This is a genomic window from Thioalkalivibrio sp. ALE14 (genome assembly GCF_000376845.1).
In the GTDB taxonomy this organism is placed as follows: Bacteria; Pseudomonadota; Gammaproteobacteria; order Ectothiorhodospirales; family Ectothiorhodospiraceae; genus Thioalkalivibrio.
Genome location: NZ_AQXY01000013.1, coordinates 17,122 through 29,443, shown reverse-complemented (window position 1 = coordinate 29,443; position 12,322 = coordinate 17,122). Strand labels below are relative to the sequence as shown.

General features: G+C 68.4%; 12 protein-coding genes. 1 reads left to right on the top strand and 11 read right to left on the bottom strand.

All coding sequences use genetic code 11. The annotated features are described in order from the left end of the window. The first annotated feature begins 164 nt into the window (after positions 1 to 164). Positions 165 to 386, top strand: a complete 222-nt coding sequence (locus F572_RS15865) for a hypothetical protein (protein WP_017940655.1) — start codon at positions 165 to 167, stop codon at positions 384 to 386. Between the two features lie 246 nt (positions 387 to 632). On the opposite strand, the gene F572_RS0101055 is transcribed toward F572_RS15865, so the two are convergent. The 11 genes from F572_RS0101055 to lpdA form a co-directional block, all read right to left on the bottom strand. Then, positions 633 to 1,574, bottom strand: a complete 942-nt coding sequence (locus F572_RS0101055) for an AEC family transporter (protein ID WP_017940656.1) — start codon at positions 1,572 to 1,574, stop codon at positions 633 to 635. Between the two features lie 195 nt (positions 1,575 to 1,769). Next, positions 1,770 to 2,159, bottom strand: coding sequence for a thioredoxin (trxA, locus tag F572_RS0101050; RefSeq protein ID WP_017940657.1), 390 nt, complete (start codon positions 2,157 to 2,159; stop codon positions 1,770 to 1,772). 57 nt (positions 2,160 to 2,216) lie between these two features. Further along, entirely contained in the window at positions 2,217 to 2,819 is a 603-nt protein-coding gene (locus F572_RS0101045; RefSeq protein WP_017940658.1) for an LON peptidase substrate-binding domain-containing protein, read from the bottom strand. Then, positions 2,816 to 3,451 (bottom strand): flavin prenyltransferase UbiX, encoded by a 636-nt coding sequence (locus F572_RS0101040; RefSeq protein ID WP_017940659.1) that lies wholly within the window; start codon positions 3,449 to 3,451, stop codon positions 2,816 to 2,818. The genes F572_RS0101045 and F572_RS0101040 overlap by 4 nt, the downstream gene beginning before the upstream one ends. Further along, positions 3,448 to 4,836 (bottom strand): UDP-N-acetylmuramate:L-alanyl-gamma-D-glutamyl-meso-diaminopimelate ligase, encoded by a 1,389-nt coding sequence (gene mpl, locus F572_RS0101035; protein WP_017940660.1) that lies wholly within the window; start codon positions 4,834 to 4,836, stop codon positions 3,448 to 3,450. The genes F572_RS0101040 and mpl overlap by 4 nt, the downstream gene beginning before the upstream one ends. Next, complete coding sequence (locus F572_RS0101030; RefSeq protein ID WP_026142889.1) at positions 4,833 to 5,357, bottom strand: hypothetical protein; 525 nt, start codon at positions 5,355 to 5,357, stop codon at positions 4,833 to 4,835. Before F572_RS0101030 ends, mpl begins: the two co-directional genes overlap by 4 nt. Next, a complete protein-coding gene (locus F572_RS0101025; RefSeq protein ID WP_017940662.1) occupies positions 5,354 to 6,142 on the bottom strand; it encodes a VacJ family lipoprotein in 789 nt (262 codons plus the stop codon). Before F572_RS0101025 ends, F572_RS0101030 begins: the two co-directional genes overlap by 4 nt. Before the next feature lie 87 nt (positions 6,143 to 6,229). Further along, on the bottom strand, positions 6,230 to 8,122 hold the full coding sequence (locus tag F572_RS0101020; RefSeq protein WP_231291069.1) for a diguanylate cyclase domain-containing protein: 1,893 nt from the start codon (positions 8,120 to 8,122) through the stop codon (positions 6,230 to 6,232). 133 nt (positions 8,123 to 8,255) lie between these two features. Next, on the bottom strand, positions 8,256 to 9,479 hold the full coding sequence (locus tag F572_RS0101015; RefSeq protein ID WP_017940664.1) for an argininosuccinate synthase: 1,224 nt from the start codon (positions 9,477 to 9,479) through the stop codon (positions 8,256 to 8,258). Positions 9,480 to 9,536: 57 nt separating this feature from the next. Next, positions 9,537 to 10,517 carry an OmpA family protein gene (locus F572_RS0101010; protein WP_026142891.1) on the bottom strand — a complete coding sequence of 327 codons (981 nt, stop codon included), beginning with the start codon at positions 10,515 to 10,517 and terminating at the stop codon, positions 9,537 to 9,539. Between the two features lie 6 nt (positions 10,518 to 10,523). Next, positions 10,524 to 12,308 carry a dihydrolipoyl dehydrogenase gene (gene lpdA, locus F572_RS0101005; protein WP_017940665.1) on the bottom strand — a complete coding sequence of 595 codons (1,785 nt, stop codon included), beginning with the start codon at positions 12,306 to 12,308 and terminating at the stop codon, positions 10,524 to 10,526. Between the last annotated feature and the right edge of the window lie 14 nt (positions 12,309 to 12,322).

Below are 12,322 nucleotides of genomic sequence, written 5' to 3'. Positions count from 1 at the left end.
TTCCCTCGCTCCGAGGCTTTTCGCGGGCGGCGCTGAACTCGCTACGCCTTCGGCTCCGCTCAGACATCCAGCGCCTCTTCTCCCGCGAAAACCCTCTCCACTCGGCGCGACGACAACGGGGAGGTAGGTCAAGACAACGGCGATTCCGACGAAATTGCTAGTGGATGATAGCGAGGCTTTCGGACATCTTCGGCACGCTCGGCCTTTGGCCGTTGCGTGCCGCGCCCGCGCTGCGGGCGCCGGGGGTGTTCGAGCCTCGGTGCCTGTCGTTGTGCCACGGGGCCGGAATGCCTTCTGTTTTGACCTACCCCTCCCGTATGGAGCCCCTCGTGGAGGGCGTGATGGGCCGGCCCGTTTTCTACAAATTCGGGGCGCTGGATGTCTGAGCGAAGCCGCAGGCGCAGCGAGTTCAGCGCCGCCGGCCCAGCGCGTCCGGAGCGAGGTTCCCGGGCGAAATCCGGGTGCCCTTCTTTGGGTCCTTTCTTCGGCAAGCAAGAAAGCCCGTTGTTGATCAAAAACGGGCGCGGCGCGCTGGCGAGTCAGCGCACGGCAGTATGTGGACCGAAGGCACGTAAACACCGGATCCCGAACCAGGACCAGCCACAACCAGACGGCGGGGGAAACCCCAAAGGTCAGGCGATGAGATGGGTGGCGAGGGCAAACCACAGGGGCAAGGTGACCAACGACAGCGCCGTGGTCAGCGTGACCGCGGCCGCGTAGAGGCCGGTATCGAGGCGGAAGCGATCACAGAACACCAGCCCCAGCACCATCGCCGGCATCGCCGCCTCCAGCACCGACCCGACCCCGGGCACGCCCTCGAGACCGGTCCACAGCACCAGCCCGAGGGCAAAGATGGGGGCCAGGATCAACTGGACCACGGCGACTACCACCAGCGGCCGGGCATCGCGCCCGCGAAAGCGGTTGAACACCAGCGCCAGCCCCAGCGAGAACAGCATCAGCGGGGCCACGCTGTCGGCCAGGAACCCGAGAAAGACATCCAGCCAGTCGAGCAGAGGCACACCGGCAAGATTCAGCGCCACACCAACCACTGCCGCCCAGATCGACGGTACTACCGCCAGGGCCCGGAGCGGGCTCCCGCCCCCGTACAGGCGCACGGCCTCGGGGTCCCCGTAGCGCCGGGCCAGCAGCACGCCCAGGGTCAGGACTAGCGGCAGGCAGGCGAACAGGTCGTACTGGATCGCCACCGCACGCCCGGCCTCGCCAAACAGACTGTCGAGTACCGGCAGGCCCAGGTAGGTCGCGTTGGGCCAGGCCGCCGCCAGCAGCATGGCCCCGATGGCCGCCCGCTCGGCCATGCAGACCCGGCACGCCAGCAACGTCACCCCGACCATCGCCAGGACCGTCAGCCCCGCCACCAGCGCAATGCGCAGAGAGTCCAGACCCAGCGGGGCCACCCACAGGACCTGCAGGACCAGCGCCGGCAACAGCAGGTAGTAGACCAGCGTGGTCAGGACCCGACGCGTGGTGTCCGCGTCCAGACCACCAGGCTGCAGGGCGCGCCACACGACGCCGGCGACGATCAGCGCCCCCATCTGGGTCATCACGCTCAGCATGGCCGGCGCACGGCCTCGGAAAGCTCGGACATGGTGACGGCATCCTTTCGCGCCTGGCGGCGGGGTCCGGGTTCTGACGGCGCCCATTCTACGGCCCCGGCGAGTGCCCCACACGAAAAAACCCGGCGGGGCGAGGTGCCCGGCCGGGTTCTGTTCCGCGGGTCGGACCCGCAGGCGGCTTACGCCAGGGGACGCTTACGCGGCGCCGCCGGCCTGCTCCTGTTCCTGCTGCTGGCGGGCGACATCGGCGCGGACCTGCTCCATATCCAGCTCGCGCACCTTGCCCAGCACCTCGTCCAGCTGGCCGGCAGAGAGCACGCCCGGCTGCGAGAACACGATGATCTGCTCGCGGAAGATCATCAGCGTCGGGATGGAACGGATCTGGAAGGCGCCGGCGATGCCCTGTTCCTCGTCGGTGTTCACCTTGGCGAAGACCACGTCGGAGTGCTTCTCCGAGGCCTCCTCGAAGGTCGGGGCGAACTGCTGGCACGGACCGCACCAGGGGGCCCAGAAGTCCATGATGACGATGTCATTCCCGGTGATGGTGGATTCGAAGTTGTCCTGCGTAAGTTCCTGAACGGCCATGTTTGCGGCTCCGGTTAAGAATTTGGTCCGAAACCTTAACAGCCCCGCCGCCGGGTTTCAGGATTTCGACGCTGCGAGCATGGCTGCCCGCAGGCGCTCCAGGCGCTCGATGGGGTCGTCCGCCTCCAGCAGCTGCTGCTTGATCTCGAGGTCGATCGGCAGCAGCTCGGTCAGCCGCGCGGCCACCCAGGTCGAGTCATCAAAGCGACGTTCCAGGTGCGACCAGGGCGTACCCAGCTGGTCGAGCAGACGCTCCAGCAGGTCCGCCAGCGAGGCGTAGTCGACCGGCAGGCTGACCTCGGGATATTCCGGCAACGGCTCCACCTCGCCCAGCCACAGGCCATCATCGGCACGCCGGGCGTTGTGGATCACGCGTCGCGCCTCGCCCTTCACCAGGATCCCCAGCAGGCCATCCGGACGCTGGTCCCAGTCCACGATGGCGGCCTCGGTCCCCACGCCGTAAAAGCCCGCAGACGCGTCGGTTTCGGCCGGGAGCGCCCCCGATTCACGCTCCGGCTCCGTCGCGACGATCACGAAGCGGCTGTCGTCGCGCAGGCAGCGGCGCACCATGTCGAGATAGCGGGTCTCGAAGATCCGCAGCGGCAGCAACCCATCGGGGAACAGCACCGTGTTCAGCGGAAACAGCGGCAGCGTGGTCATGCATCCTCTCCCGGCGGGGCGCCGGCGCCCCAGCGCGGCACCAAGGCGTGCTCGACGTCGAGGTGGTCCAGCACGCGGGCCACCATGAAGTCGATCAGGTCGTCGATGGACTGCGGACGGTGGTAGAAGGCCGGATTGGCCGGCATCACCACCGCGCCCATGCGGGCCAGGCGCAGCATATTCTCCAGATGGATCTCGGAAAACGGGGTCTCGCGCACCACCAGCACCAGCTTGCGGCGTTCCTTGAGCACCACGTCGGCCGCGCGCTCGATCAGCCCGCGCGAGGCCCCCGTGGCGATCGCCGACACGGTCGCGGTGGTACACGGGCATACCACCATGGCCTCCGGCACGGCCGAGCCACTGGCCACCGGCGCCGTCCATTGCTCGGCCCCGTAGCAGTGGATCTGGCCGGGCACCGCCTGGTAACGCTCGCTGAAATAGCGCGCGATCTCCTGCGGACGCCCCGGCAGGTCCAGGTCGGTCTCCAGCCCCAGGACTACCTGCGCCGGCTTCGACAGCATCAGGTGCACCTGGATCCCGGACTCCACCAGACACTGCAACAGGCGCAGGCCATAGGGGGCCCCGGAGGCGCCGGTCAGGGCCAGCGAAATGCTGTTCGGCTGTTGCCTCATGCGGGGGTTCCCTGCAGGGCATCGATCAGACGCAGGTGCAGCCCGTCGAAGCCTCCGTTGCTCATGATCACCAGCGTATCGCCGGCGCGCACCGTGGCAAGAATCCCCTGCAACAGGGACTCGATATCGCGCGCCACGGACAGCTGCTCGCCGAGTTGCCGTTGCAGGCCGTCGGTGGACCAGTCGATCTCCGGGGCGTGGTACAGATGCACCGCGTCGGCCCGCGCCAGGGCCGCGCCCAGGGCCTCGGCATGCACGCCCATGCGCATGGTGTTGGAGCGTGGCTCGAGGATCGCCACCAGCCGCCCGCCGGTCGCCACCTGCCCGCGCAGTCCCTCCAGGGTCAGGCGGATCGCGGTGGGATGGTGGGCAAAGTCGTCGATCACCCGGATGCCGTCGATCTCCGCGCGCAGCTCCTGGCGCCGACGCACGCCGCGAAAGCCCGGCAGCGCCTCGATACCGGCAGCCAGCGGCACCCCGGCATGGCGGGCCGCGCCGAGGGCGGCCAGGGCATTGGCCAGATTGTGCCGCCCGGACATCGACCAGGCGACCCGCCCCACCACGGCACCATCCGCCAGCACCTCGAACTCGGAGGCATCGGCATTCAGCGCCCGGGCGGCCAGTGCAACGCCCGTAGCCGAGTCGGGATCGGTGCTCAAATACTCCACCGGCGTCCAGCAGCCCGTCTCCAGCACCCGCTCCAGCGCAGCATCCCCCGCCGGCACGAGGATGCGCCCCTCGCCGGGCACCGTGCGCACCAGATGATGGAACTGGCGTTCAATTGCGGCCAGATCCGGATAGATATCGGCATGGTCGTATTCCAGGTTGTTCAGCACCAGGGTGCGCGGGCGGTAGTGGACGAACTTGGCGCGCTTGTCGAAGAAGGCGCTGTCGTATTCGTCGGCCTCGATCACGAAGAACGGGGCATCCCCCAGGCGCGCGCTGACCCCGAAATTGCCGGGCACCCCGCCAATCAGGAAACCGGGGTTCATCCCGGCGTACTCCAGGATCCAGGCCAGCAGGCTGGCGGTCGTGGTCTTGCCGTGGGTGCCGGCCACCGCCAGCACCCAGCGATCGCGCAGGAGATGCTCGGCCAGCCACTGCGGCCCCGAGGTGTAGTCCAGACCGCGATCCAGCAGCGCCTCGACGACCGGCATACCCCGGCGCATCACATTGCCGACCACCACCGGCCCGGCCTCGGGCAGGGTCGCGGGGTCGTGGCCCTCGTGATATTCGATTCCCGCCAGCTCCAGCTGGTCGCTCATCGGCGGATACAGCTTCTGGTCGGAACCGGTGACGGTATAGCCCCGGGCGCGGGCCAGCTGGGCCAGCCCGCCCATGAAGGTGCCCCCGATGCCGAGGATATGCAGGTGCCCGGCACTCACTGGAACAGCCCGATCGTGGTCTGGGTGGCCACGCTGGAGACCACAATATAGCCCAGGGCGATCAGCATCCCGATCAGACGCATGCCGAGTGCCAGAGCCTGCTGGAGGATATGACCGAACACCAGCAGCAACCAGGCAAAAAGCACCAGCATCCCGAGGAGCAGACCGGTATGGACTTCCTCGGGATCGCGCGCCGGATCCGGGCCGCCCGCGAGCAGCATCAGCAGCGCCATCAGCAGGCCGAGCAACGCACCCGTACCCGCCATCGCGGTGAAGGTCTGGCGCCAGCGGTCCGGCACCCCCCGCAGATTGAGCACGATCACGACGAAGGCGTACAGGACCACCAGGTCCATCACGTTCAGCGCCAGCGCCTGCCCGAAGCCGTACAGCGGGATACCGATCACCATCCCGGCGATCAGGGCGATACCGACCCAGAAGGCCAGCGTGCTGTTGTCGGCCGGCAGATCCTGCGGCCCTGCCTGCAGGCGCAGGATGTTCAGCATCGGGGCAAGACCGTTCAACGCGCCGGCTCCTCGGCCTCCATGGCCTCCAGCGCCTCGAGTTCTTCCAGCTCATCCAGCATCGCGTCGGCCTCTTCGTCCGGCATGCCGCCGCGCACCAGGAAGTCGCGGCGCTGCAGGTAGCCCTGGCGCATCGCGATATAGGGATCATCGGACAACTGCTCGAGCATGCGTTCCGTGGCAATCAGCCCGGCGCGCATGTCGACCACCTCCAGCGCGACCAGGCCAATCCACCACCCGGTGTGATCGTCGCGCAGATTGGTGTGATAGAGCGGGTTGGTGTACCCGTCCACCAGCCGTGCCGGGGCGTCCCGCGCCGTGCTCGGGCCGAGGAAAGGCAGCTGGAGGTAGGGGCCCCGCGCCACGCCCCAGGCCCCCAGGGTCTGGCCGAAGTCCTCGTTATTCTTGTCCAGCCCCATGGGCGAAGCCACGTCGATGAGCCCGAACAGCCCGAAGGTCGAATTGAACATGATGCGGCCGGTATCCGACGCGGCGTTCTCCAGATTGCCCTGCAACAGGTTGTTGAACAGGACCGTGAAGTCGTTCAGATTGGAGAAGAAATTGCCTACCCCGGTCTGCACTGGCTGCGGCAGACGCCGGTACTGTACGGCCGCCGGTCGCAGCAGCGACTCGTCGAAGTCCTGGTTGAACTCGAACACGGCGCGGTTGTAGGACTCCCAGGGATCATCCGGGTGGCGGTCCTCGCTGGGAACGGTCGCGCAGCCGGTCAGGCCAAGGAGCATCAGGGCCAGCAGGCCGTATCGCAAGCGGGAGACAACGGACATGTGATTCCTTTTTTCAATCCGGCGCCGGGCCGGTTTCGCATGGACCGCGCAGACGGAGGGTGTTCCGCGCGCCAGTGGCGCGCCCCCTCAGGACCCGGTGATCGGGTGAATGTCCGCCTTGCGGGCCAGCCCGACCTGGCCACGGCCCTGATCCTTGGCCTGGTAGCAGGCACGATCGGCCGCCACGAACGCCTCGTCCACACCGGGGATATCCGGCCCCAGCTCGACCACCCCTACCGATGCCCCAATGGTGACGTCGCGCGCCTCCACCTGCAACGGCCGGTCGGCGAGGGCCGAACAGATCCGCTGGCCAAGGATACGCCCATACTCCGCATTGGTGTCACGGGCGATGATCGCAAATTCGTCACCCCCGATCCGCGCGACGGCATCGTGGCCACGGGTCAGCTGACGCAGGACATGGGCCACCTGGCGCAGCAGCTCGTCGCCGACCCGGTGGCCATGGCGGTCGTTGACCTCCTTGAAATAGTCCAGGTCCACCAGCAACAGACTGGCCACCGCACGATTGTCGCGGGCGGCGTGCATGGCGATCTCCAGCTCGCGCTCGAAGGCGCGCCGGTTCAGCAGGCCGGTCAGACCATCGTGGCTGGCCTCGTGCACCAGGCGGTCCACCAGCCGACGCTCCTCGGAGACGTCCGTCAGCACGAGCAGGGTGCGTACCGAACTGCCAGCCACCGGGTCCAGGGCCGTGCGGGCGATGCGCACGATCAGTTCGTGGCCGTCGCGACGGACCAGGCGGGCATCCGAGCGCTCGCCCAGGGCCTGATCGAGCCGGTCACCCCGGGCATTGTCCGGCAGCAGGGGGCGATTTCTGCCCAGCTCGCGCAGGTCGAGGAGCTGGTCAAGGGAGCAACCCAGCACCTGATCGCGGTTCAGCCCCGCCAGCTCGCGGGCGGCCGAGTTGATGTAGGCGATTCCGCCATGGGCATCCAGGGTGATGACCGCGTCCGGAATCGCCTCCAGGCTGCGCTCCAGATTGTGCCCGGAGCGCCGCACCCGGGCATGTACCCGCGAGACATACAGCAGCGCCAGCAGCGCAACCGCCGCCAGCGCCGAGACCAGCCACAGTAGATGGGCGCGCAGCCAGGCCAGGATGTCGAAGGGCTGCGGGGCGTACAGCCCCACCCCCAGCTCGTACATCAGCCCGTGCACGTCCTCGTAGGAACGGGGCGCGGCCCAGCCGCCGATCCCGGCCGCCCGGCTCACCGGGTGGCTCTCGTCCAGGGAAAGGGTCGCCAACAGGATCGCGTGGGCCAGGCCGGCATCCAGATCGCCGCGCATCGCCAGCGGCCACTCGGGGTACAGGCGGGTGCTGGAACGATAGCCGAACGACGGGAAGGCGCGCTCGCCGACCACCCGGACCTGATCGACCCGCGGATCCCCTCGGGCCTCGAGGTCCTCCAGGATGCCGGTACGGAAGGTCGCGGCATCGACCTCGCCCTGCAGCACCCAATCCAGGCCGCGGCCGACCGGGAAGCCGGTAAACACCAGCGACGCCAGGTCCGCCTCGACGTCCAGACCGGCCGCCTGCAACTCGCGCCAGGTCATCCACCAGCCCCCGAAGGCATCCGGGTGCACGGCAGACAGGCGCTGCCCGCGCAGGTCATCCAACTCCACCAGGTCTTCGCGGTCGGCCCGCGCGATCACGACCGCCCCGAAGCGATCCTCGTCACGGCCTACCTGACGCGGCTGCATGGTGGCGATGCGCGAGATCCCGTGCTGCTGTTCCAGCATCACGTAAGAACCGCTGTTGGTCAGGATCAGGTCGAACCGCGCCTCCGCCACCGCCGCCTGCAACGCGTCGTTGTCCACGGGTTCCAGCTCGAAGGTCGCGCCGTCCACCTGCTCTGTGAGGTATTCGACAAACGGCGTCCACCGACTGCGTGCGACGTCGTCGCCGCGGTGGGCCAGCACACCCAGGACCATGCGCTGCCCTTCGGCTGCGGCGTCGCCCTCGTCCATGGCCCCGGCCGCGAACGGGACGAGACCGCCGAGGACCACCAGCAACAGGCCCGCCAGCCCCAGCCACCCGGCCCCGAAGCACCTGCGCGGGGCGCTCCTGGGTTGTGGGTACTGGCAACCGGGGGCCGTCATGTCATGTCGGCTTTCGGTTACGGCTGGCGGCGATGCGCAGGCGCAGCGCGTTCAAGCGGATGAAGCCCTCGGCGTCCTTCTGGTCGTAGGCCCCGGCGTCGTCCTCGAAGGTGGCGATGGCATCGTCGAACAGGGTGTCCTCGGAACGCCGTCCGGCAACGATCACGTTGCCCTTGTACAGGCGCAGGCGCACCTCGCCGTTGACGACACCCTGGGTGTCGTCGATCGCGGCCTGCAGCATGCGCCGCTCCGGGCTCCACCAGTAACCGTTGTAGATGATGCTGGCGTAGCGCGGCATCAACTCGTCCTTCAGGTGCGCCGCCTCGCGGTCCAGGGTGATGGACTCCAGCGCCCGGCGCGCCTTGAGAAGGATGGTGCCACCCGGGGTCTCGTAGCAGCCGCGCGACTTCATGCCGACGTAGCGGTTCTCGACGATGTCGAGCCGGCCCACGCCGTGGGCCCCGCCACGCTCGTTGAGCTTCGCAAGCAGCGCCGCCGCGCTCAGGCGCTCGCCGTTGATCGAGACCGGGTCGCCCTTCTCGAAGCCGATGGTCAGGGTCTCGGACTCGTCCGGCGCGGCCTCGGGGGAGACCGACCAGCGCCACATGTCCTCCTCGGCCTCGGTCCACGGGTCCTCCAGCGGGCCGCCCTCGTAGGAGATATGCAGCAGGTTGGCATCCATGGAGTAGGGCGACTTGGTGCCCTGTTTCTTGTAGTCCACCGGGATGTTGTGCTGCTCGGCGTAGGCCATCAGGCGCTCGCGCGAGTTCAGGTCCCACTCCCGCCAGGGGGCGATCACCTGGATGCCCGGCTTCAGCGCATAGGCGCCCAATTCGAAGCGCACCTGGTCGTTGCCCTTGCCGGTGGCACCGTGGGCGATGGCGTCGGCCCCGGTCTCCTCGGCGATCTCCACCAGGCGCCGCGCGATCAGCGGGCGCGCGATGGAGGTACCCAGCAGGTACTCGCCCTCGTAGATCGTGTTGGCGCGGAACATCGGGAACACGTAGTCGCGCACGAAGACCTCGCGCAGATCCTCGATGTAGATCTGCTTCACGCCAAGGGCCTCGGCCTTGGCCCGGGCCGGCTCGACCTCCTCGCCCTGACCGAGATCGGCGGTGAAGGTAATGACCTCGCAGCCATACTGCTCCTCCAGCCACTTGAGGATGACCGAGGTATCCAGCCCGCCGGAGTAGGCGAGGACGACGCGCTTGATGGAGGAACTCATAAGAATGCCAATCCTTGTCTTAACGTGAAGATATAGTCGTTTTCGTAACCGGCGTCACTACCACGCCGGGGTCGCGGACGGTGCGGATGGATCCTCTTCGGGGCCCGAACCGCGCCCGTCAGCGCCCTCCGAAGAGCCAGAGGGCCGCGGCGCGGCCGCTGGGCCATCCACACTCGGCCCGCCAGTATCCAGCCACCAGATATCGCTGCGGCGCGAGGCCTGACGGGCACCCTCCGCGGCCGGATCGACGCCCGGGGCCTGGATCTCGATCCCTGTGACCGGCACCCCCTCGTCCACCAGGGCATCGCGCACCACCTCGGCACGGTTGCGGCTCAAGGGGCGGTTGATCTCCAGCGGGCCGGCGGCGTCCGTCCAGCCCACCACCCGTATACGGGGGGCATCGGCGCCCACCAGCGCGCGCGCCGCCCGTTTCAGGACCTCGCGTGCCTCGGCATCGAGGCGGTGGCTGCCCGTTTCGAAATAGGTGCTCCAGCGGTCCAGCGCGCCCGCCTCCGGCGTCGCCGCGGGCGCAGCGTGCTCGCCGTAGCAGGCGCGGAAGTCGTGGGCCCGCCGGGCGAAGCGGATGCCCCGGAAATGCACGGCATCATCCCCGTCCGGGAAGTCGATGCGCACGTCGTGCCCCGCCAGCAGACGCGCCTTCAGCGGCTGGGCGAAGGCCGGGGGCACCCGGAACAGGCGATCGTCACGCGCCTGCAGTTGCAGGTCCAGCGGGGCCTCGGTCGCAGGACGCAGCCACTCCGGGGCACCGGTTCCCAGACGCGGTGCACTACCCGGCGGCATCGGATAGGGGGCCTCCCAGAACGCCGCGGTCATCAGGCCCGGCCGGGCCTCGAAGCGCAGGACGCCGCCATGACGGACCGTCTGTTCCATGCGGCAGCTCGCATCGCCCTCGGTCAACTGCCAGTCACTGTGCTCCAGCGGCTCGCTGTAGGGCCCGGCGCCCGCCGTGGCCATGCCGGCCCCCAGTACCAGGAGGCCCGGGAGCGCACGACGCAGCCACTGGCGCAGGCCGGCCATGGCCGGCTAGCGCTTCTTCGGCGGCAGGATGTCGGTGATCGAGCCGTGCGCGACCTCGGCGGCAAAGGCGACGGTCTCGCTGAGCGTCGGGTGCGGGTGCACCGTCAGGCCGATGTCCTCGGCCTCGGCACCCATCTCCAGCGCCAGCATCGCTTCGCCGATCAGGTCGCCGGCGGACGGACCGACGAGGCCCGCGCCGATCACGCGGCCATCGGCGCCGAACAGCAGCTTGGTCATGCCATCCTCCGCACCCAGCGCGATCGCGCGGCCGGAGGCAGCCCAGGGGAACACGCCCTTGGTGTATTCGATGCCGTCGGCCTTGGCCTGCTCCTCGGTCACGCCCATCCAGGCGACCTCGGGGTGGGTATAGGCAACGGACGGGATCGCACGGGCGTCGAAGTGCACCTTGTGCCCGGCGATCACCTCGGCCGCGACCTTGCCCTCGTGGGTGGCCTTGTGCGCCAGCATCGGCTGGCCGACCACGTCGCCGATGGCGAAGATATGCTCGATGTTGGTGCGCTGCTGGCTGTCGACCTCGATGAAACCGCGATCGGTCACCTGCACGCCGGCCGCCTCGGCCTTGATCTTGGCCCCGTTCGGGCTGCGACCCACGGCGACCAGCACCCGGTCGAAGGTGTCCTCTTCCGGCAGGCCCTTGGCCTCGCCCTCGAACTGGCAGACGATCCCGGCCTTGCTGGCCTTGGCCTCGGTCACCTTGCTCTTGAGGAAGATGTTCTCGAAGCGCTTCTTCGCGCGCTTCTCGAACGGGCGGACGATGTCGCGGTCCGCGCCCGGCATCAGGGTATCGGACAGCTCGACCACCGTGACCTTGCTGCCCAGGGCCTCGTACACGCAGGCCATCTCCAGCCCAATGATGCCGCCGCCGACCACCAGCATGCGCTCGGGGATCTCCGCGAGATCCAGGGCATCGGTGGAGTCCATCACCCGCTCGTCATCCCAGGGGAAGCTCGGCAGCTTGATCGCCTGCGAGCCGACCGCGATGATCGCGTGCTCGAAACCGATCACCTCGCGGCCCTCGTCACCCTCCACCGCGATGCTGTTGGCGCCGACGAATTCGCCCACACCCTGCACCACGCGCACCTTGCGCTGCTTGCACAGCTGCTTCAGGCCGCCGGTCAGCTTCTTGACCGCATTGCCCTTGTAGCCGCGCAGGCCGTCGAGATCGATCTCCGGCTCGCCGAACTTGATACCCAGCGCGGCAAAGCGCTCGGCCTCGTGCAGCACCTCGCCGGCATGCAGCAACGCCTTGGACGGGATGCAGCCAACGTTCAGGCAGACCCCGCCGATCTGCGGGTAGCGCTCGACCATGACCACGTCCAGCCCCAGATCCGCCGCGCGGAAGGCGGCGGTGTAACCGCCGGGGCCGGAGCCCAGCACCAGCACCTGGCACTGGCTGTCGGTGTTCGGGTCAGCGGCCGCCTTGGGTGCGGCCTTCTGCGACGCACTCCCGGCCGTGGATTCCGCTTTGTCGGACTCGGTCTTGTCGCCACCGGAGGCGGGGGCGTCATCGCTTCCGCTCGCGGCCTCGCCACTGGCCTCAAGATCCAGGAGCTTGCTGCCCTGGGAGACCTTGTCGCCGACCTTCACATGCAGCTTCTTCACGGTGCCGGCCTCGGGGGCAGGCACGTCGATGGTCGCCTTGTCGGACTCCAGCGTGATCAGCGGATCCTCCGGCGCGATCTCGCTGCCCGGCTGCACCAGGACCTCGATGATCTCGACGTCCTTGAAATCCCCGATATCCGGGACCTCGATGGTCTTGGTCTGGCTCATCCAGTCACTCCGGT